This is a genomic window from Microvirgula sp. AG722 (genome assembly GCF_003269145.1).
In the GTDB taxonomy this organism is placed as follows: domain Bacteria; phylum Pseudomonadota; class Gammaproteobacteria; order Burkholderiales; family Aquaspirillaceae; genus Microvirgula; species Microvirgula aerodenitrificans.
This window is the reverse complement of sequence record NZ_QLTJ01000003.1, coordinates 117573-137290: the sequence shown is the minus strand read 5'-3', so window position 1 is coordinate 137290 and position 19718 is coordinate 117573. Positions and strand designations below refer to the sequence as shown.

Sequence of the window (19718 nt, the reverse complement as noted above, 5' to 3'; positions counted from 1 at the left end):
CATGCATAACCTACGGGATTGGCAACTGTCTCAATCCGCACCTCAGGCCCTCGGCCTGGTGCCGATGGTGGTCGAACAGAGTGGCCGTGGCGAACGTGCCTACGACATCTACTCGCGACTTCTGAAGGAACGCATCGTATTCCTGGTCGGTCCGGTGACGGATGAAACGGCCAATCTCGTGGTGGCGCAGCTGTTGTTCCTGGAATCGGAAAATCCTGACAAGGACATCAACCTGTACATCAACTCGCCGGGCGGGGTGGTGACGGCCGGGCTGTCGATCTACGACACGATGAACTTCATCAAGCCCGACGTTTCCACGTTGTGCATTGGCCAGGCAGCCAGCATGGGCGCGTTCCTGCTGTCGGCCGGCGCCAAGGGCAAGCGTCTCGCGCTGCCGAACTCGCGGATGATGATTCACCAGCCGCTGGGCGGTTTCCAGGGGCAGGCATCCGACATCGAGATTCACGCGAAGGAAATCCTGTCGTTGAAGCGCAAGCTCAACGAGTTGATGGCACAGCATTGCGGTCGTCCGGTCGAGGACCTCGAACGCGATACCGACCGCGACAATTTCATGAGCGCTGCAAAATCGGTCGAGTACGGTCTGATCGACCGTGTCATCGAGCCGCAATCGCGCACATAGGTGGTAAGCAGTCATGACGGATAAACAGGACAGCCAGCAACTGGCATGCTCGTTTTGCGGGCGCAAGAAGCAGGAAGTCAAACACCTGATCGCCGGGCCGCAGGTCTTCATCTGCGACGAATGCATTCGCGATTGCGAAGGCATCATCGCCGACCTGAGCGCGGCCGGGCAGGGGGCTGACAAGGCGTCCGAAGGCGAGGCTGAGGCACGTCTGCCCAGCCCGCGCGAACTGCGCGAATCGCTGGACCAGTTCGTGATCGGGCAGGACCAGGCCAAGAAGACGCTGTCGGTGGCGGTGTACAACCACTACAAGCGCCTGAACGCCACCGAGGCCGATGCCGAAGTCGAGCTGTCGAAGAGCAACATCCTGCTGATCGGCCCGACCGGTTCCGGCAAGACCCTGCTGGCGCAGACGCTGGCGCGGGTGCTTGACGTGCCGTTCGCCATTGCCGATGCGACGACACTGACCGAAGCCGGCTATGTCGGCGAGGACGTCGAGTCCATCGTGACCAAGCTGCTGCAGAAGTGCGACTACGACGCGCAGAAGGCGCAGCGCGGCATCATCTACATCGACGAAATCGACAAGATCTCGCGCAAGTCCGACAACCCGTCGATCACGCGCGACGTGTCCGGCGAGGGCGTCCAGCAGGCGCTGCTGAAACTGATCGAAGGCAGTGTGGCGAATGTGCCGCCGCAAGGCGGTCGCAAGAACCCGAATGCCGAGTTCATCCAGGTGGATACGACCAATATCCTGTTCATCTGCGGTGGCGCGTTTGACGGGCTGGAGAAGGTCATTCGCCAGCGGACGGAAAAGGGCGGCATCGGCTTTGGCGCCACGGTGACGTCGAAGGACGATCAGCGTGCCATCGGCGAACTGCTGCGCGAAACCGAGCCCGAGGATCTGATCAAGTTCGGTCTGATCCCCGAGTTCATCGGCCGTCTGCCGGTCGTCGCGCTGCTGGAGCCGCTCGATGAAGAAGCGCTGATGACCATCCTCACCGAACCGAAGAACGCGCTGGCCAAGCAGTATCGCAAGCTGTTCTCGATGGAAGGTGTCGAACTGGAAATCCGTCCGTCGGCCATGCGCTCCATCGCCCGCCAGGCGCTGGCGCGCAAGACCGGTGCCCGTGGTCTGCGTTCGATCGTCGAGCGTGCACTGCTCGATACCATGTACGACCTGCCGTCGCTGGAAGGCGTGGCACGCGTGGTGGTCGACGAAACCGTGATCGAACAGGGCGCGAAACCGAAGCTGGTGTATCAGGAAAACGTGCTCAAGCACAGTGCCTGATACACGGGGCGACCTCGCTTCGCTCGCTGGCTCTTCGCGACAAAAGGTCGATGTGATTCAAGGCCGTCCGGTAACGGACGGCTTTTTTATTTTGCCGTGCACCGGGCTGCCGGTGTGCGGAGTAGACTGCATTCGACGCGGGCGAGCTTGAATTCTCGCTCTTTGCGCCCATTTGCAGCGCAGCATGACAACACCAGACAAAGAGATTCCAGCCATGTCGCAAAGCGAAATGACTACCCCGGTGACCCACCTGCCGCTGCTGCCCCTGCGCGACGTTGTGGTGTTCCCGCATATGGTGATCCCGCTGTTCGTCGGCCGTCCGAAGTCCATCAAGGCTCTCGAACGCGCGATGGCGGAAGACAAGCAGATCCTGCTGGTCGCGCAGAAATCCGCCGCCAAGGACGAGCCGTCTATCGAGGATCTGTACGACGTCGGCACGGTTTCGGCCGTGCTGCAGATGCTCAAGCTGCCCGATGGCACGGTAAAGGTGCTGGTCGAGGGCAAGAGCCGCGCGCTGGTCGAGGACGTGCGTGAGGACGACGGCCTGTTCGTCGCCGACATCACGCCGGCGTCGATCGATGCCGGTGCCAACACCGAGACCGAGGCAATGCGCCGCGCGCTGCTGGCCCAGTTCGAGCAGTACGTCAAACTGAGCAAGAAGATCGCGCCGGAAATCCTCGCGTCGCTGTCCGGCATCGACAGCCCGGGACGGCTGGCCGACACCATTGCCGCCCACCTGCCGCTGAAAATCGAACAGCGCCAGGACGTGCTGGAGATGTTCAATGCCGTCGAACGGCTTGAGCACCTGCTGGCGCAGATCGAATCCGAAATCGATATCCTGCAGGTCGAAAAGCGCATCCGTGGCCGGGTCAAACGGCAGATGGAGAAGAGCCAGCGCGAGTACTACCTGAACGAACAGGTCAAGGCGATCCAGAAAGAGCTGGGCGAAGGCGACGAAAACGCCGAGTTCGACGATCTGGAAAAGAAGATCAAGACCGCCGGCATGTCCAAGGAAGGCCGCGACAAGGCAAACAGCGAGCTCAAGAAGCTGCGCATGATGTCGCCGATGTCGGCCGAAGCGACCGTGGTCCGCAACTACATCGAGACCCTGGTCGACCTGCCGTGGAAGAAAAAGACCAAGATCAGCAGCGACATCATCGCCGCCGAGAAGGTGCTGGACGAAGACCACTACGGGCTGGACAAGGTCAAGGAACGCATCCTCGAGTATCTCGCGGTGCAGGGCCGGGTCGACAAGCTGAAGGGACCGATCCTGTGCCTGGTCGGCCCGCCGGGGGTCGGCAAGACCTCGCTGGGCGAGTCGATTGCCCGTGCGACCGGACGCAAGTTCGTGCGCATGGCACTGGGCGGCGTGCGTGACGAAGCCGAGATCCGCGGTCACCGCCGGACCTATATCGGCTCGATGCCGGGCAAGATCCTGCAGAGCATGACCAAGGTCGGCGTCAAGAACCCGCTGTTCCTGCTCGACGAAGTCGACAAGCTCGGCGCGGATTTCCGTGGCGACCCGAGCGCGGCACTGCTGGAAGTGCTCGACCCCGAGCAGAACCATGCCTTCAGCGACCACTATGCCGAAGTCGATTTCGACCTGTCCGACGTGATGTTCGTCGCGACCGCAAACTCGCTGAACATTCCGCAGGCGCTGCTGGACCGGATGGAGATCATCCGCCTGTCCGGCTACACCGAGGACGAGAAGGTCGCCATCGCCGAACGCTATCTGGTGCCGAAGCAGGTCAAGGCGAACGGCCTCAAGGAAGGCGAGCTGCAGGTGCAGGAAAGCGCGGTGCGCGACATCGTGCGCTACTACACCCGCGAGTCCGGTGTCCGCAGCCTCGATCGCGAGATTGCCAAGATCGGCCGCAAGGTGGTCAAGAACAACCTGACCAAGCATCGCGACGACAACGCGCTGGTGCGCACGACGGTATCGTCGCGCAACCTCGACAAGTATCTCGGCGTGCAGAAGTACGAGTACGGCGTGGCCGAGGAGCAGAACCAGGTCGGTCAGGTGACCGGGCTGGCGTGGACCGAGGTCGGCGGCGAACTGCTGACCATCGAGGCGGTGTCGCTGCCGGGCAAGGGCAACATCATCCGGACCGGTCAGCTGGGCGACGTGATGCAGGAATCGATCACGGCAGCCATGAGCGTGGTGCGGCGTCGTGCACGGACATTGGGCATCAAGCCTGATTTCTATGAAAAGCAGGACATTCACATCCACCTGCCCGAAGGGGCGACGCCGAAGGATGGCCCGTCGGCGGGTATCGGCCTGGTCACGGCGATCACGTCGGCGCTGACCGGCATCCCGGTGCGTGCGGATGTCGCCATGACCGGCGAAATCACCCTGCGCGGCGAAGTGCTGCCGATCGGCGGCCTGAAGGAAAAGCTGCTGGCGGCGCATCGCGGCGGGATCAAGCATGTGCTGATTCCGAAGACCAACGTCAAGGATCTGGCGGAAATTCCGGCGAACATCAAGCGCAGCCTGGAAATCCATCCGGTAAAGTGGATTGAACAGGTGTTTGAACTGGCGCTGGAACGGATGCCGGAGGCGTTGCCGGAAAGCGACGAAATCGGCACGATTCCTGCTAAAACCGAGGAGCCCGCCGAAGCGCGCGTGACCAAGCACTGACCCAATTGCCACTGCCTTGACACGCCAAAATTCGGCTTGCTATAAAGCCTTCTGTTTGCCGGAGTCGCGGTTCCGGTGGCCATAACATGGAAAGGGGACGTAAGTGAAAAAATCCGAATTGATCGACGCGATTGCCGCTTCGGCTGACATCTCGAAAGCCGCTGCCGGCAAGGCGCTCGACGGTGCGATCGATGCGCTGACCGCCGCCCTGAGCAAGGGGGAGTCGGTCACGCTGGTCGGTTTCGGCACCTTCTACGTCGGCGAGCGCGCCGAACGCAATGGTCGCAATCCGAAAACCGGCGAGATGATCAAGATTCCTGCTGCCCGTTCGCCGAAGTTCCGCGCTGGCAAGGGCCTCAAAGACGCGCTATAATCCGCGCTCGGTCTCCTAGCGAGAATCGGGCGGTTAGTCTCAGTTGGTAGAGCACTGCCTTCACACGGCAGGGGTCACTGGTTCGAGTCCAGTACCGCCCACCACAGCGGAGTGGTAGTTCAGTTGGTTAGAATACCGGCCTGTCACGCCGGGGGTCGCGGGTTCGAGTCCCGTCCACTCCGCCAGAATCCAAAAAGGTGAACGCGCTGCCGTTCACCTTTTTTGTTGCTATCTTCCGCATCAAGCTGTCCGGGTCGGTTCTGCCGTCCGGCGGCGGCCGCGGCCAGACGGACCCATATCGCCCTCATGTTTGATTTCGTCCAGAAAAACACGCTCCTCATCAAGGTCATTCTCGGTGCCGTGGCGCTGACTTTTGTCGGCTTCGGTGTCGGCAGCTACACCGCCTCGTCGGATGATCCCTACCTTGCCAAGGTCGCTGACCTGAAGATCTACAAGCAGGACGTGGATCGGGTGCTCAATGGCCAGCCGGCCGACAGTGCGGTGCGTCAGCAGGTGCTGGAAAGCCTGGTTCGCCAGAAGCTGCTGCTGGCCGATGCCGGTGCCGCCGGCCTGGTGGTCAGCGATGAAGCACTGCGTCGCGCGATCGCGGCCGTTCCGGCTTTTCAGGACAACGGCAAGTTCAGCCCGAGTCGCTACGAGGCATTCCTGAAAGCGCAGTACCTGACGCCGGTTGCATTCGAACAGCGCCTGCGCGACGAACTGCTGACCGAGAAACAGGTGTCTGCCTTTGTTGACGCGTCCTTTGTCACGCCGGGTGAAATCGAGCGCATGCATCGCCTGCTGGCCGAACAGCGCCAGGTCGATGCGTTCACGCTGACGGCCGCTGACTTTGTCGCTGACGCCAGGGTCGACGACAGCGCGGTCAAGAAGTACTACGACGCCAATCTCGCCCGCTTCCGCCTGCCCGAGCAGGTGCGGCTGCAGTATGTGCTGCTGTCGCTGGACCAGGTCGCCCAGTCGGTGCAGGTCAGCGATGCGGACGCCGAACAGTATTTCAATGAGCACAAGGCCGACCTCGGCAAGGAAGAACGCCAGCTGTCGCACATCCTGCTGACGGTGCCGTCCGGCGCCAGCGCCGCGGACAAGGCCAAGGTCAAGGCGGCGGCCGAAGCGATCGACAAGGAAGTGAAGGCCGATCCGGCCCGCTTTGCCGAGATCGCCAGGCAGCGTTCGCAGGACCCGGGTTCGGCTGCCAACGGCGGCGGGCTTGGCTGGGTGCCGCGCGGCATGATGGTCAAGCCGTTCGAGCAGGCTGCGTTCGCACTCAAGCAGGGCGAGATCAGCAATGTGGTCGAAAGCGAATTCGGCTACCACGTCATCAAGCTCGACGGTGTGCGCTCGACCGAGTTCGCGGCGGTCAAGCAGGACATCAAGCAGCGCATGGCCCGCCAGAAAGCCGGCGCGACCTATCGCCAGCAACTGGAACGCCTGTCCGACGTCACCTATCAGCAAGCCGACAGCCTGAAGCCGGCTGCCGATGCCCTGAAGCTGAAGATCGAGGAAAGCGGCTGGCTGCTGCGCGGCAAGCCGGGCGAAGGCGTGCTGGCCAATCCGAAGCTGATCGACGCGGCCTTCAGCGATGACGTGCTCAACGGCAAGCACAACAGCGAAGTGGTCGATATCGGCAATGACAGCAGTGCCGTGGTACGCATTGCCGAACACAAGCCGGCCGTGCAGCAACCGCTGGTCGAAGTGGCACCGATCATCCGCCAGGAACTGAAGCTGAAGGCGGCCGAAACGATGGCGGTCAAGAAGGGCAAGGAAATGCTGGCCGAACTGAAGGCCGGCAAGAGCGTCAGCGCGAACTGGGGGCCGGGTCAACTGGTCAGCCGTCGCGCACCGGGTGCGCTCAGCCGCGATGCCGTTCGCGCCGTGTTCTCGGCCGATGCCGCCAGGCTGCCGGCCTATGCCGGTGCGGTACAGGGCAATGGCTATGTGCTGTACCGGGTGGAACGGGTGATTCCGGCCGCACCGATCAACCCGACCGACCGCCAGTACCTGGCCGACCTGCTCGGCAAGATGCAGGCCAACGCGGACGCAACCAGCTATCTGAACAGCCTGCGCGAGCACTACAAGGTCATGATCCGGCAAATGCCGAACGCCGAGTAAGCGCCTCCGGCCTGTCCGGAAGCAGAAACACCCCGCCCAGGCGGGGTGTTTCCGTTTATGGGGCTAAGCCTGGTCCAGATGGATGGCGAAGCCGTGCCGGCCCGGCGCCAGTTCCGGGCGCAGGGTCAGGGCCGGGATGTCGTAGGCACCGCCATTCTGCCGGCGGAATGGCAGGGGAGCGGTCGTGGCGAGGGTATCGAGGCGCTGCCCGAGGGCCGCGCAGGCGCGGGCGAACCCGTCCTGGTCGAGACGCCCGGTCCGGTAGATCACATGCGGCGGCAGAACATCAAAGCCCGGGTAGTACAGGATGCCGTGCTGGATGGGGAACAGGATGTCGTCGATCGGGCCGTTGATGCCGCGCGGGCTGTAATGCGATGCCCAGCCGCCTGCCGTGACGACCAGCATGGCGCGTTTGCCTGCCATCGTGCCTTCACCAAAACGGTCGCCCCAGTGGTGGTCGGAATGCTCACCGACGCCATAGGCGAAACCATGGGCGTAGACGCGATCCACCCAGCCTTTCAGGATGGCCGGCATCGAGTACCACCACAGCGGAAACTGCAGGATGAGGGAAGCGCTCGGCGATCCGCTGCTGCTGCCGGGCCCCCGGGGCATGCGTCCGACCGCGCGTGCCGAGGCGTTGCGCGACCCGCTGCGGCAGGCGCTGGATGCCCTGGCGCAGGCGGTGTCGGCGCCTGCGGTGTTCGATCCTGCACGGGCCAGCCAGACCTGGCGCGTCGCCTCGTTCGACTACGGCGAGTCAACCATTCTGCTGCCGGCGCTGGCCGGTTTGCGTGCCGCCGCGCCCGGTACCCGGCTGGCGGTTCTTGAGGTCGCGCCCGCCGACATGGGCCGGCAGCTTGAACAGGGCGGGATAGATCTGGCATTTCATGTCGGGGACGAGGCGCCCGGGGGATTGCGCCGGCGGCTCATGTTTGCCGAGCAGTACGTGCTGGTCGGCCGGGCCGGCCATCCGGGTCTGAGCCGGCGTCCGACCCTCGCCGAATTCAGCCGGTTCGAGCATGCGATCGTCTCGCCGGATGGTGGCGGATTTCGCGGCGTGACTGACTCTGCGTTGTCGGAACGGGGGCTGAGCCGACGGGTCGTGCTCTCCGTCCCGCATTTCCTGTTTCTGAAATCAGTGCTGGCCAGTACCGATCTGGTGGCCATGCTGCCGTCGCGGCTGGTGCAGGACGATCCCCGGCTGCAGCAGGTCGAGCCGCCCGTTGCCGTGGCCGGCTTCGAGATGCACATGCTGTGGCACGAGCGCTCGCACCGTGATCCCGCGCATCAGTGGCTGCGCGAGCATATCGCGGCGTCGGTGTGAGCGCGCGACGGGCTGCCGGACCGGAATCCGGCGGCCCGCATCCCGCTCAGTTTGCGTGCAGGGCGGTCACGAGGTCGACTTCTTCCCTGGCGCCAAGGAAGACGGCGACGCGCTGGTGCAGGCCTTCCGGCTGCAGGTCGAGAATGCGGCCGTGGCCATTGCTGGCGGCACCGCCGGCCTGCTCGATGATGAACGACATCGGGTTGGCTTCGTACATCAGGCGCAGCTTGCCGGGCCTGGACGGGTCACGGCTGTCCTTCGGGTACATGAACACGCCGCCACGGCACAGGATGCGATGCACCTCGGCCACCATCGACGCCACCCAGCGCATATTGAAGTCCTTGCCGCGCGGACCGGTCTTGCCGGCGAGCAGTTCGCCGACATAGCGCTGGACCGGGGCTTCCCAGTGGCGCTGGTTCGACATGTTGATGGCGAATTCCTTGGCGGTTTCCGGCACGCGCATCAGCGGGTGGGTCAGCACGAACTGGCCGGTGCCGTGATCGAGGGTGAAGCCGTTGACGCCATGGCCGCTGGTCAGCACCAGCATGGTCTGCGGGCCATACAGCACATAGCCGGCCGCGGCCTGGGTGGTGCCGCGCTGGAGGAAGTCGGCGACTTCGATGCCGGTCTTGCCTTCCGGGGCGCGCAGCACCGAGAAGATGGTGCCGACGGAAATGTTGACGTCGATATTCGACGAGCCGTCGAGCGGATCGAACAGCAGCAGATACGGGCCTTGCGGGTAGGCGGCCGGGATCGGATACGGATCGTCCATTTCTTCCGAGGCCATGGCCGCCAGCTGACCGGTCCATTCATTGGCTTCGAGCAGCATGTCGTTGGCGATGACGTCCAGTTTCTTCTGGTCCTCGCCCTGCACATTGCCGGTGCCGGCTTCGCCGAGCACGCCGGCCAGCGCGCCGCGATTGACGGCGTCGCCAATGGCAACGCAGGTGTTGGCTACAGTAAGAATGAGTTCGCGCAGCGTGGCGTCGGCCAGTTGGCCCTGACGTTCGGCGTCGAGCAGGAAGCGGGAAAGCGTGATGCGGTTCATGGCGGTCCTGAATGGGAAGCGGGCGCGAACGGCGGAGGCCGGCGCGCGACAATCCCTTATTTTGCCAGACTGACGACCCGGCTGGTATGCGACATGCCACATGTCCGGACGCACAAACGCCAACCTGAGCGGTTGGCGTGTTGTCGTTGGGGGGGAAACGGGGAGTCAGGCAGGCATTGCCGTCCCCGTCCGGGTTATCAGCGTTCGCTGTGGCGCTGGCTGGCAACCGGAAGCGGTGCCCGGCGGTTCGCGGTGATCGCGATCACGCAGCGCTGGATTTCCCGATAACTGGATTGGCGGGGGCGGTGATGGATCGTTGCATACAGGTCCAGCAATTTCATCGCATTGTTCATTTTAGTCTCCAACCAACCGCACATTCGGGGGATGCCCGATGGCGTTCTTGTCAAAGAGCCTGCGTTGACACCCCGGCAGTGTGTCCCGGGGCTAAACCGATTGTTGTTACAGGCCCATACCGTTTTCGGCTTGCAGATAAGACTAGACTATGCTTGCGGTAAATGACAAGCCATTTACCGCATTGTGAACCTGCGATGACTGGCTCAGTTCCGGCGGTCGACAAAACCGGCGATGCGCCGTCCCGCTTCCGCGAGCCGTTCGCTGTCGCAGGTGTAGGCAAGGCGGACATAGCGCTCGGCATCGTGCAGCGAGAAATCCCGCCCCGGCGCAACGGCGACATGGGCCTGTTCCAGCAGGTCGCGGGCGAAGGCAAAGCTGTCGTCGGTCAGTGCCGAGACATCGGCATACAGGTAGAACGCGCCCTCCGGTATGGCCGGGAAACGAAAGCCCAGCGGCGTCAGCGTTGCCAGCAGGGCGTCGCGCCGGCGGGCGAACTCGCTGCGGCGGAGCTCCAGACCGGCGACGGTTTCCGGGGCGAACGCGGCCAGTGCGGCATGTTGCGACAGCGTCGGCGCGGCCAGGAACAGGTTCTGCATCAGCCGTTCCGTCGCGGCAATATAGGCATCCGGCACCACCAGCCAGCCGAGACGCCAGCCGGTCATCTGGAAGTACTTGGAGAAACTGTTGATGACAAAAATGTCGTCGGACTGGGCCAGCGCGGTCGGGGCGTCGCAGCCATAGGTCAGGCCGTGGTAGATCTCGTCAACAATCAGCGTGCCGGCGCGCGCGGCGACGGCACGATGCAGGTCGGCCAGCGCGTCCGGCGTGATCAGGGTGCCGGTCGGGTTGGCCGGGCTGGCGATCATGGCCGCGACGCTGTCTTCGCGCCAGTGCGCGTCGATGTCGGCGGCACTCAGTTGATAGCGGCTGGCGGCATCGACCGGCACGCTGACCGGCTCGGCATCGAGCAGGCTGACCAGGTGGCGATTGCACGGATAGGTCGGATCGGGCAGCAGCACCGAACGGCCCGGCTCGGCCAGCAGCGCCAGCGCAATCAGCAGGGCACCGGAAGCGCCCGGCGTCACGCAGATGCGGGCCGGGTCGACCTCGTGCCGGTAGCGGTCGCGGTACCAGCCGGCAATCGCTTCCCGCAGCGCCGGCAGGCCCATTGCCGCGGTATAGAACGTCTCGCCGCGACTCAGCGCCGACTGCGCGGCGGCAACGATGGGCGCCGGGGTCGGGAAGTCCGGTTCGCCGATTTCAAGGTGAATGACATCGTGGCCGTCCTGTTCCAGGCGCTTGGCGCGCTCAAGGATGGACATGACATGAAACGGCTGGATCTGCGCCAGTCGGGCAGCGAGTTGCATGAGGGAACCTGTTTCGATACGGAAGAGTGGGGGGGCGGGGCTCAAGCCAGCGGGCCGGTCACGGCCTTGGCGTACAGTGCCCGTTCCATTTCGCGGGCATCGACCGTCATTTGCAGGGCACGTCCGGCGCGATTGGCAAGCCGCTGCGTCAGCGTGTCGAGCAACATGGCGGTCAGGGCCCGGCGCTCGTCGGCGCTGCGTCCGGACAGCAGGAACAGCGTGACATGGACGAAGTCGATGTCGGCGTCCTCCCCGATGCAGACCACGTCGGCACGGTAGGCGCGGCTCTTGATGTCGTCGGCGGAGAAATGACCGCTGGCGATCAGCGTGCGGTTCAGTTCCAGCAGCAGCGAGCGGGCGTCGAGGTCGAGATTGTGTTCCAGTGTCAGGTGAGGCATGGGGAGCGGTTTCCGGTAAGGGGCAGGGCACGACAGGGCGTCGGTTGACAGGGCATTATGCCAGCCTGACCGGGGCGGTTGCCGCCCCGGGGGGAATCGTCCAGAATTTCAGACCATAGTCATTTACTTTTGGCGGCTGCCCAGCCGCTATTGAATTTTTGCCAGCCCCGGCCCCGCCGGGTACGCTGTCCTGGAGGCGCCGTTGCAGGTCCTTGGATTCGCCGGATATTCCGGCAGTGGCAAAACCACTTTGCTGGAGAAAGTCGTCGCCAGACTGACGGCGGCCGGTGTGCGGGTGGCAGTGATCAAGCACACCCATCACGATGCCGATTTCGATACCCCCGGTCGCGACAGCTGGCGACACCGGCAGGCCGGCGCCGCACAGGTCATGCTGGTGACACCGGCCCGACGCATGCTGATCGAGACCGTGCCCGATGCCAACGACATGGCACTGGACGAGCATGTGCGCCGACTGGCGCCGTGTGATCTGGTGCTGGTCGAAGGCTTCAAGAACGAAGCGATCGACAAGCTCGAGGTCGTCGACAGCACGGCCGGCCGGCCGCGACTGGCACCTGCCGATCCGCGCGTGCGGGCGGTCGTGACCGACCTGCCGACCGCCATTGGCGATGCGCTGCCCGTGTTTCATCGCGACGACGTCGAGGGTGTCGTCGCCTTCATTACAGAAAGGTATTTGCCGTGACCGCTGCTTCCACCATGCTCGACTTCGAGGCCGCCGCCGACTGGCTGCTGTCCCGTGCGCGTCCGCTCGAAGACACCGAGACCGTGCCGCTGATCCGCGCCCGCAACCGGGTACTGGCGCACGAGGTGGTGTCCGGCATCGACGTGCCGCCACACGACAACAGTGCCATGGACGGCTATGCGCTGCGCGTGGCCGACTGGCGTGACGGCGTCACGTTCGAAGTCAGCCAGCGCGTGCCGGCCGGCAGCCAGCCAGGACCGCTAAAGGCTGGCACCCTGGCGCGCATCTTTACCGGCGCCCCGATTCCCGCCGGCGCCGACGCGGTGGTCATGCAGGAAGACAGCGAGCTCGACGGCGACCGGGTCCGCATCCTGCATGCACCGGGCATCGGACAGAACATCCGCCGCGCCGGCGAGGACATCGGCCATGGCCAGGTGATTGTCGCTGCCGGCAAACGGCTGACGCCGGCCGATATCGGCCTGATTGCGTCGGTCGGCGTACCGGATGTCGACGTGTTCCGGCCGTTGCGCGTCGCGGTGTTCTTTACCGGTGACGAACTGACCGAGCCGGGTGAACGCCTGCAGCCCGGCCGCATCTACAACTCCAACCGCTACTGGCTGCGCGGTCTGCTGGCACAGATCGGCTGCGAGATCCGCGATCTCGGCATCATTCCGGACAGCCTGGCGGCGACCCGGCTGGCGCTGAGCGATGCGGCGGCCAGTGCCGATGTGGTGGTGACCTGCGGCGGCGTGTCGGTGGGCGAAGAAGATCATGTCAAGACCGCCGTCGAGCGCGAGGGCGAGCTGCATCTGTGGAAGATCGCCATCAAGCCCGGCAAGCCGCTGGCCTATGGCCGCATTGGTGCCGCCGACTTTATCGGCCTGCCGGGAAACCCGGTGTCCGGCTACGTGACCCTGCTGACGCTGATCGTGCCCTTCCTGCGCCAGCGCATGGGACGCACCGCCGTGCGCCTGCCACTGCCGCTGCGCCTGCCGGCAGCCTTCGACTGGACGCGGGCGGATGCGCGCCGGACCGAATTCCTGCGCGCCCGGCTGGTCGGGCAGGACGATGGCGGCCTGGCCGTCGAACGTTACCCGCACCAGGGCTCGGGCGTGCTGACCTCGTGCGCGTGGGCGGACGGGCTGGTGCGGCTGGCGCCGGGCCGGACGGTCAAACCCGGTGATCTGGTCGATTTTCTGCCGATGTCGGCACTGGTCTGAGCGTGACGGCCGCGCTGGAACAGGCCCTGAGCAGCCGTGACGGCACGGCCTTGTCCGGACGGATCTGGCCTGCCGCCGCCCCGCGCGCGGTAGTGGCGCTGGTGCACGGGCTGGCCGAACACGGCGGCCGCTATGCAGCCTTTGCCGAGCGGCTGAACCGGGCCGGCATCTCGCTGGTCACGGTCGACCTGCGCGGCCATGGCCGCTCGGCCGGCGCCCGGGCGCGGGTGCGCCATTTTGATGACTACCTGGACGATGCCGAAGCCTTGCTGGCACTGGCCGGCCGCCACTGTCCGGCCGGCGTGCCGCTGTTCCTGATGGGACACAGCATGGGCGGCGCAATTGCCGCGCTATGGGCGATCGAGCGCCTGCCCGCCAGCGGGGTGGCGCTGGCCGGGCTGATCCTGAGCAGCCCGGCGCTGTCGCTCGGTGCCGACGTACCACGCTGGATGATTGCCGTCGCCCAGGTGATCGGCTGCCTTGCGCCGGGCCTGCCGGTGCGGCGCATTGACGCCGCGCTGCTGTCCCGCGATCCGCTTGTGGTTGCCGACAACCGTGCCGACCCGCTGGTCCATCACGGTGGCGTACCGGCGCGAACCGGCGCCGAACTGATCGTGGCCATGCGCCGCATTGCGGCCGGCCGGCAGACGTTGACGCTGCCGGTACGCGTGTTCCATGGCACCGCCGACCGACTGACCGAGCCGGACGGCAGCCGCGAATTTGCTGCCGGCGTGGGCTCGGCCGATGTCGATCTGGCCCTGTATCCGGACAACTACCATGAGACGCTGAATGATCTGGATCGCGACCGGGTTATTGATGAGTTGATTGGGTGGATTGAGGGGTGTTTGTCGGGGGGGCGTTCATGAGGGGATGGGGGGCGGATTTGCAACCGGGCGAGTTTCGCTTGGGGGCCTTGGGAGGCTGCTGTTCGGCCAAAGCTGCCGTTCAGCCCTCCTTGCTTGAGTGGCATATGCAGCGCCAAAAGCAGCCCGCGCGGTCTCAACAAAATCTGGCTCGATTCAATTGATCACCTGGCAATCACTGCATGCTGGACTTATTTGGTGACGGTGCTTGAAGAGCTCAGTCAGCCCGACCAACTGCTGAAGGTCAGACGCAGAAACCGAAGGCAGTTGGCCCCAAGATGACTGAGTGCCTGGTTGCGTTGAGGAGTCATCAAGCGGCAGGTGGTGTTGCCTCAACAAGTGGAAACCAGCCCTTGGCCACCTGAATGACGCCCCACAATTTGTCGGGGATCGTCAGTTGCGGCACGCGGTCGGAATCGAGCGCTGTGGCAATCTCTGTTCCCCGTCCTTCGGTGGCGAGTTCTACCCATTTCGGATTCATCACCAGCCCCTGTCCGATTGCGACCAACTCCAGGCCCGTCGCGAGTGCTTTTTCGGCGTCATCGGGCGTCCGGATAAGACCCGCAGCAATCAAGGGAATGCGGTTGGCAACGTGCTCAACAATCAGCTCGGCAGTGGTTTGCTCGCCGCTGTAGTCCGCAGGTCTGGCATTCGGAATGTCAAAGAGCGACGCATGAAGGTAATCGACACCCGCCTCGATCAGCCGGTCGATCAGCACGTAGCTGTCGCCAATCCGTAGCGCCCCTTCGCCAGGCTCTTCCGGTGAGATGCGGTAGCCCAGCAGGAATGGCCGCTTGGCGTGTTCGGCGATGACCCGTTGTGCTTCGCGTACGACGGCCAGGGGGAAGCGCATACGGTTTTCGAGCGAGCCACCCCATTCATCCTCGCGCTGGTTGAACATGGGCGAGAAGAAGTTCTGGATGAGAAAGCCATGAGCGCCATGCAGCTCGATGCCGTCGAAGCCTGCCTCAATGGCGCGACGAGTCGTTTCGCCGAACGCTCGGATGATCCCTTCGATTTCTTCCTTGCTCAGCGCATGACTGGTCACTTCGGCGCTATTGAACGGGCTGGGCGGTACCTTCAGCGCACTGGCACTGACAACGCGACCATCCGGCACGAGGTGTGGCAAGGCTTTGTTGCCGGCGTGGAATATTTGCAAGATGGCTGGCGCTCCGCCGCTCCTGGCTGCTTCCGACAGGCGACGGAGGCTGGGAATAAAGCGATCATCGTGACTGGCGAATTCGTCAGTGAAGCCGATGCCGTCCGGCGTCACGTGCGTGCAACCCGTCACCACCATGCCAACACCGTTGACGCGAGCGCGGTAGTAGGCCACCTCCTGGTCGGAGATGCTGCCATCCGGATTCGCCGACCATGTCGTCATCGGTGCCATCACAGCGCGGTTGCGCAGGGTCAGGCCGTTCTTGAAAGCCAAAGGCTGAAGCAGTCTCGATATGGTTTGGGTCATTTGAATCGAATCTCCATTGTTGAAAAAGGCGCTCTGCGGTGGTTTGTGCTCCCATGGCAAGCAGTGTGTTCCTGAATGCCTTGGTTCCGTTTGCCAAAACCGTCGCGTTTCTTGCCTGATGTGATGAGCTTCGATCAATGAAGGGCCTGGTCTGCATTCGGCAATGCTAAGCTTCAATCACGAAACACAAAGGAAAACACTAGTTTTCATGGAGGTATCCAGTGACCGTTGAAGCAAAGCCTGACATCGGAGAACTTGTCAGTCTGGTGGGCAACATTGCACAAATCGATGGAGACTACGACACACCGATTGCAGCGCTGAAACTTCGTCGCTGCAGTTCCACCACCGATCCGATGCCCTGCATTTATGGCCTGGGCCTTGCGCTGATCGTGCAGGGCGGCAAGCGGATCACACTGGGCGATGAGGTCTTCGACTACGGGGTCGGGCAATCCCTTATCACCACCGTGGACATGCCCGTGGTGGCGTACGTCACTCGTGCCAGCGCCGCAGAACCTTTCCTCGGGATTTGGCTGGAACTGGATGCTCGTCTTATTGCCCAGATGGCGGCGGAGATGGAGTTTGCGGCCCCGCTCCAGGCCTCGACGGCACGAGGAGTATCCCTTGTGGCACTGGAGCCAGGTCTGCAGGATGCGCTGACCCGCTTGCTCCGGCTGCTCGCCGAGCCATCACTGATCCCTCTCCTCGCACCCCTGATCCAGCAGGAGATCGTCGTTCGCTTGCTGCATGGGGGGCATGGCTCCAACCTGCGCCGTCTCGTTGCGATAGGCTCGCCGAGCCAGCAAATTGCCAAGGTGGTCACATGGCTGAAACAGCACTACACAGAGAGCGTGCTGATAGATGATCTCGCGGCCAAAGCTCACATGAGCCCTTCAACTTTTCGGCAGCATTTTCGTGCAGTGGTCGGCGTGAGTCCCTTGCAGTACCTGAAGAACCTGCGGCTACTCGATGCCCGGCAACTGATGCTCAATGAGAATCTGGATGCGGGCAGTGCGGCGACACGTGTCGGGTACGAGAGCGCATCACAGTTCAGTCGGGAGTACAGCCGATTATTCGGAGATCCTCCGAATCGCGATATCAAGCGGATGCGGGAATCCAGTTGGGCGAGAGACGGACAAAGCCACTAAGAGCGGCCACCTGTGCCAGAGTGCCTTCGGCATGGAAACCACCACGTGCCACACAATGCAAAGACCGACGCCGCCGCCGCCGAAGCCGTGATGCCTGAAAGCCTATTTAAACCTCAGTGCCCGGATATCGGCCAGAGCGAGGGTAATCATTCCCCTGCAGCCTGGACGATGGAGTGGCCTCATTGAAAGCCGGGATCTCCGAAAACACATCGGCGATGAAGTCCATGAACGCGATTGCCCGGGTTGGCAGAAGCCGGTTGGCGACATAGACGATCTGCACAGGGACAGCCGGTGCTGAATATCCCGTCAGGATGTACTTCAGGCGCCCGCTCTTCAAGCCTTCGTCAAACAGCCATGCCGGTCCGTGCCCAACCCCCAGTCCCGCGGTGACTGCTGCGCGGACGGCGTCGGGCGAGTTCACTCTCAGCCTGCCGGAAACCGGAATTTCGGTATTGCGGAAGCGCCATGTCGCACCAGACGCCAGCAAGGTGTAGACCACGCAGTCGTGCTCGTGCAGATCATCAGGTGTCCGGGGAATCCCGCGTTTGGCCAGGTAATCCTCACTGGCCACGAAGACGCGTTCGTACGACCCGATGCGCCGGGCGCGGAGTGCGCTGTCCTCCAGTTGTCCGATGCGAATCGCGAGTTCGGTCCCCTCATTGACGAGGTCCACGTAGCGATCGTTGATCTGCAGATCCAGCGTCAGTCTGGGATAACGCTCCAGGAATGCCGGCACGTGTGGCAACACGAAGGCATGGGCGAGCGCGGTGGGACAGGCGACGCGCAAGAGCCCTGACGGATCGGCATTGCTCCTGAATGAGGATTCGGACTCCTCCACCGCGTCGAGGATTCGCCGGATGTCGGCGTAGTAGCGTTCGCCCTCCGGCGTCAGAGACAGCTTGCGCGTGGATCGGTGCAGCAGCCGCGTTTGCAGGTGGTCTTCCAGCGCTGCCACGTAGCGACTGACGTTGGGTTGCCCCAGGCCCAGATCGCGTCCTGCCGCAGAAAAGCTGCCGGTCTCCACGGCGCGCGCGAAGCAGGTCATCAAGAGAAATCGGTCCACGCAGCCTCCGTATTCATGCACTCAGGGCATTAAATATATTCAATACGACCATCTTATCCAGATTGAAGCATAGGTGCACATTTCTCCCTGCCGACCACCGTGGTCGTTACTGAATGGAGAACACAATGTCACGCTTGCAAGGTAAACGTACGCTCATCACCGGTGGCACCAGCGGCATCGGTCTGGAAACCGCAAAACAGTTCCTGGCCGAAGGCGCTCGCGTCATCGTCACGGGCGTCAATCCCGATTCAATCGCAAAGGCCCGGGCTGAACTCGGGCCCGAGGTTCCGGTGCTGCGCGCAGACTCGGCCAGCGTCGCTGCGCAAAGGGAACTGGCGCAGGCCGTCAAGGACCACTACGGCCAGCTCGATGTCGCCTTCCTCAATGCCGGCGTATCCATGTGGCTGCCGATCGAGGAATGGACGGAAGAGATGTTCGACCGTTCCTTCGATATCAACGTCAAGGGGCCGTATTTCTTGCTTCAGGCACTGCTGCCGGTGTTTGCGAATCCCGCCTCCGTCATCCTGACAACCTCGGTCAGCGCGCATGCCGGCGCGGATCGCTCTTCCGTCTATGCCGCCACCAAGGCCGCATTCCTGAACATGTCGAAGACGCTGTCGACGGAATTGCTGGGGCGCGGGATTCGCGTCAACGCGGTCAGTCCCGGCCCGGTCGAAACGCCGCTGTACGACAAGCTCGGCATCCCCGATGCCTATCGCGCGCAGGTGAACAAGGACATCGCCGCTACTATCCCGCTCGGCCGCTTCGGTACCGCCGACGAGGTAGCCAAGGCGGTGCTGTATCTGGCCTCCGACGAGTCCCGCTGGACGCTCGGTTCGGAAATCGTCGTGGATGGCGGCCGCCTGCTCAACCGCTGACCACGCAAGGCTGGCGTCCAGGTCGCCGCATTCGGTAACAAGCCCTCGGCTTCAAGACCGCAGCCAACAGGCAGGAGGGGCGTGGCGAATATCCCCGCGCCCCTTCCTCGATCCCACCCTTCAAAACCCGACCTGACAATGCCCACGCTTACCCTGATCAGCCACCCGCTGTGCCCCTTCGTTCAGCGAGCCGCCATCGTGTTGCTCGAAAAACAGGTTCCGTTTCATCGCATCAATGTGGATCTTGGTGACAAACCCGCCTGGTTTCTGGCGATTTCACCGACCGGCAAAGTCCCCCTGCTTCAGGTGCAGGATGCATATGGCGCGGAGGAAATACTGTTCGAGAGTGTGGCTATCTGCGAATACCTGCAGGAAACCCGGCCCGGTCCCGGCCTCTATCCGGATGATCCTCTGATGCGAGCGAAGCACCGAGCATGGATTGAATTTGGCTCCGCAACCCTGGAAGAGGCCTGGGGGTATCTGAACGCCAGGGATCAAGCTAGCGCCGATCTGAAAGCCGCTTCGCTCAAGGACAAACTGGCTCAACTCGAAAAGATTCTCGGGTCTGGCCCGTACTTTGCGGGTGAGGCCTTTGGCATGGTGGATGCGGTTTTTGCGCCCGTTTTCCGCTATTTCGATGTGCTGGAAACCGATAGCACCGAATCGCTGTTCACAGACTTTCCCGGGGTCAATGCCTGGCGCAAAGCGCTCAGTGCGAGAGCGAGCGTGAGCGCTGCAGTTTCCGCAGCTTATCCGGCGCTTTTTCAGGCGCACTTGCAGCGTCAGCAAGCCTTGCTGATGAAGGAGATTTAAGACGCCTCCAG

Annotated in this window: 19 protein-coding genes and 2 tRNA genes; 14 read left to right on the top strand and 7 right to left on the bottom strand. The window is 63.3% G+C overall.

Translation table 11 applies throughout. The annotated features are described in order from the left end of the window. Position 1 precedes the first annotated feature (1 nt). The 7 genes from clpP to DFO50_RS06610 all read left to right on the top strand — a co-directional run bounded on the left by clpP (position 2) and on the right by DFO50_RS06610 (position 7069). Positions 2 to 640 (top strand): ATP-dependent Clp endopeptidase proteolytic subunit ClpP, encoded by a 639-nt coding sequence (gene clpP, locus DFO50_RS06640; protein ID WP_051528659.1) that lies wholly within the window; start codon positions 2 to 4, stop codon positions 638 to 640. A gap of 13 nt (positions 641 to 653) precedes the next feature. After that, positions 654 to 1928: an ATP-dependent Clp protease ATP-binding subunit ClpX gene (gene clpX / locus DFO50_RS06635; protein WP_028498174.1), complete on the top strand. Its 1275-nt coding sequence runs from the start codon at positions 654 to 656 to the stop codon at positions 1926 to 1928. Between the two features lie 214 nt (positions 1929 to 2142). Next, entirely contained in the window at positions 2143 to 4566 is a 2424-nt protein-coding gene (gene lon, locus DFO50_RS06630; RefSeq protein ID WP_199489761.1) for an endopeptidase La, read from the top strand. A gap of 103 nt (positions 4567 to 4669) precedes the next feature. Beyond that, positions 4670 to 4939 (top strand): HU family DNA-binding protein, encoded by a 270-nt coding sequence (locus tag DFO50_RS06625; RefSeq protein WP_028498176.1) that lies wholly within the window; start codon positions 4670 to 4672, stop codon positions 4937 to 4939. Positions 4940 to 4966: 27 nt separating this feature from the next. Then, positions 4967 to 5043, top strand: a tRNA-Val gene (locus DFO50_RS06620). 4 nt (positions 5044 to 5047) lie between these two features. After that, positions 5048 to 5124, top strand: a tRNA-Asp gene (locus DFO50_RS06615). 121 nt (positions 5125 to 5245) lie between these two features. Beyond that, positions 5246 to 7069 carry a SurA N-terminal domain-containing protein gene (locus DFO50_RS06610; protein WP_112692226.1) on the top strand — a complete coding sequence of 608 codons (1824 nt, stop codon included), beginning with the start codon at positions 5246 to 5248 and terminating at the stop codon, positions 7067 to 7069. Positions 7070 to 7132: 63 nt separating this feature from the next. Here the strand turns inward: DFO50_RS06610 and DFO50_RS06605 are convergent, their stop codons facing one another. Next, positions 7133 to 7603, bottom strand: coding sequence for an NAD(P)H-dependent oxidoreductase (locus tag DFO50_RS06605; RefSeq protein WP_199489760.1), 471 nt, complete (start codon positions 7601 to 7603; stop codon positions 7133 to 7135). Positions 7604 to 7631: 28 nt separating this feature from the next. On the opposite strand from DFO50_RS06605, the gene DFO50_RS06600 reads away from it, so the two are divergent. Next, complete coding sequence (locus DFO50_RS06600; RefSeq protein WP_233495203.1) at positions 7632 to 8393, top strand: LysR substrate-binding domain-containing protein; 762 nt, start codon at positions 7632 to 7634, stop codon at positions 8391 to 8393. Positions 8394 to 8439: 46 nt separating this feature from the next. On the opposite strand, the gene DFO50_RS06595 is transcribed toward DFO50_RS06600, so the two are convergent. The 4 genes from DFO50_RS06595 to DFO50_RS06585 form a co-directional block, all read right to left on the bottom strand. Beyond that, positions 8440 to 9441: a class 1 fructose-bisphosphatase gene (locus tag DFO50_RS06595; RefSeq protein WP_112692225.1), complete on the bottom strand. Its 1002-nt coding sequence runs from the start codon at positions 9439 to 9441 to the stop codon at positions 8440 to 8442. A 197-nt stretch (positions 9442 to 9638) separates the two neighbouring features. Further along, entirely contained in the window at positions 9639 to 9794 is a 156-nt protein-coding gene (locus DFO50_RS19120; protein ID WP_158537410.1) for a hypothetical protein, read from the bottom strand. A 204-nt stretch (positions 9795 to 9998) separates the two neighbouring features. Continuing rightward, on the bottom strand, positions 9999 to 11162 hold the full coding sequence (locus DFO50_RS06590; protein WP_112692224.1) for a pyridoxal phosphate-dependent aminotransferase: 1164 nt from the start codon (positions 11160 to 11162) through the stop codon (positions 9999 to 10001). Positions 11163 to 11203: 41 nt separating this feature from the next. Next, positions 11204 to 11560, bottom strand: a complete 357-nt coding sequence (locus DFO50_RS06585; protein WP_028498453.1) for a 5-carboxymethyl-2-hydroxymuconate Delta-isomerase — start codon at positions 11558 to 11560, stop codon at positions 11204 to 11206. 202 nt (positions 11561 to 11762) lie between these two features. Here DFO50_RS06585 and mobB point away from each other — a divergent pair, with 202 nt between their 5' ends. Genes mobB through DFO50_RS06570 form a run of 3 tightly spaced genes read left to right on the top strand, consistent with a single transcriptional unit; the run spans position 11763 to position 14346 of the window. Continuing rightward, positions 11763 to 12260, top strand: a complete 498-nt coding sequence (gene mobB, locus DFO50_RS06580) for a molybdopterin-guanine dinucleotide biosynthesis protein B (RefSeq protein WP_028498181.1) — start codon at positions 11763 to 11765, stop codon at positions 12258 to 12260. Next, positions 12257 to 13480: a gephyrin-like molybdotransferase Glp gene (gene glp / locus DFO50_RS06575; protein ID WP_233495202.1), complete on the top strand. Its 1224-nt coding sequence runs from the start codon at positions 12257 to 12259 to the stop codon at positions 13478 to 13480. The genes mobB and glp overlap by 4 nt, the downstream gene beginning before the upstream one ends. Positions 13481 to 13482: 2 nt before the next feature. Beyond that, positions 13483 to 14346, top strand: a complete 864-nt coding sequence (locus tag DFO50_RS06570) for an alpha/beta hydrolase (RefSeq protein WP_199489759.1) — start codon at positions 13483 to 13485, stop codon at positions 14344 to 14346. A 307-nt stretch (positions 14347 to 14653) separates the two neighbouring features. On the opposite strand, the gene DFO50_RS06565 is transcribed toward DFO50_RS06570, so the two are convergent. Then, positions 14654 to 15808, bottom strand: a complete 1155-nt coding sequence (locus DFO50_RS06565) for an NADH-dependent flavin oxidoreductase (protein ID WP_028498184.1) — start codon at positions 15806 to 15808, stop codon at positions 14654 to 14656. Between the two features lie 221 nt (positions 15809 to 16029). Here DFO50_RS06565 and DFO50_RS06560 point away from each other — a divergent pair, with 221 nt between their 5' ends. Continuing rightward, positions 16030 to 16953 carry an AraC family transcriptional regulator gene (locus tag DFO50_RS06560; RefSeq protein WP_112692223.1) on the top strand — a complete coding sequence of 308 codons (924 nt, stop codon included), beginning with the start codon at positions 16030 to 16032 and terminating at the stop codon, positions 16951 to 16953. Positions 16954 to 17059: 106 nt separating this feature from the next. On the opposite strand, the gene DFO50_RS06555 is transcribed toward DFO50_RS06560, so the two are convergent. Next, complete coding sequence (locus tag DFO50_RS06555; protein WP_199489758.1) at positions 17060 to 18016, bottom strand: LysR family transcriptional regulator; 957 nt, start codon at positions 18014 to 18016, stop codon at positions 17060 to 17062. Between the two features lie 125 nt (positions 18017 to 18141). Here DFO50_RS06555 and DFO50_RS06550 point away from each other — a divergent pair, with 125 nt between their 5' ends. Then, positions 18142 to 18894 carry an SDR family oxidoreductase gene (locus DFO50_RS06550; protein ID WP_107888549.1) on the top strand — a complete coding sequence of 251 codons (753 nt, stop codon included), beginning with the start codon at positions 18142 to 18144 and terminating at the stop codon, positions 18892 to 18894. A 138-nt stretch (positions 18895 to 19032) separates the two neighbouring features. Then, positions 19033 to 19707, top strand: coding sequence for a glutathione S-transferase family protein (locus DFO50_RS06545; protein WP_199489757.1), 675 nt, complete (start codon positions 19033 to 19035; stop codon positions 19705 to 19707). Positions 19708 to 19718 lie beyond the last annotated feature (11 nt).

Bases quoted from the DNA above. Each gene is read 5' to 3' on its own strand.
- clpP (WP_051528659.1), top strand. From the start codon at position 2: ATGCATAACCTACGGGATTGGCAACTGTCTCAATCCGCACCTCAGGCC.
- clpX (WP_028498174.1), top strand. From the start codon at position 654: ATGACGGATAAACAGGACAGCCAGCAACTGGCATGCTCGTTTTGCGGG.
- lon (WP_199489761.1), top strand. From the start codon at position 2,143: ATGTCGCAAAGCGAAATGACTACCCCGGTGACCCACCTGCCGCTGCTG.
- DFO50_RS06610 (WP_112692226.1), top strand. From the start codon at position 5,246: ATGTTTGATTTCGTCCAGAAAAACACGCTCCTCATCAAGGTCATTCTC.
- DFO50_RS06605 (WP_199489760.1), bottom strand. From the start codon at position 7,603: ATGCCGGCCATCCTGAAAGGCTGGGTGGATCGCGTCTACGCCCATGGT.
- DFO50_RS06600 (WP_233495203.1), top strand. From the start codon at position 7,632: ATGAGGGAAGCGCTCGGCGATCCGCTGCTGCTGCCGGGCCCCCGGGGC.
- DFO50_RS06595 (WP_112692225.1), bottom strand. From the start codon at position 9,441: ATGAACCGCATCACGCTTTCCCGCTTCCTGCTCGACGCCGAACGTCAG.
- DFO50_RS19120 (WP_158537410.1), bottom strand. From the start codon at position 9,794: ATGAACAATGCGATGAAATTGCTGGACCTGTATGCAACGATCCATCAC.
- DFO50_RS06590 (WP_112692224.1), bottom strand. From the start codon at position 11,162: ATGCAACTCGCTGCCCGACTGGCGCAGATCCAGCCGTTTCATGTCATG.
- DFO50_RS06585 (WP_028498453.1), bottom strand. From the start codon at position 11,560: ATGCCTCACCTGACACTGGAACACAATCTCGACCTCGACGCCCGCTCG.
- DFO50_RS06565 (WP_028498184.1), bottom strand. From the start codon at position 15,808: ATGACCCAAACCATATCGAGACTGCTTCAGCCTTTGGCTTTCAAGAAC.
- DFO50_RS06550 (WP_107888549.1), top strand. From the start codon at position 18,142: ATGTCACGCTTGCAAGGTAAACGTACGCTCATCACCGGTGGCACCAGC.
- DFO50_RS06545 (WP_199489757.1), top strand. From the start codon at position 19,033: ATGCCCACGCTTACCCTGATCAGCCACCCGCTGTGCCCCTTCGTTCAG.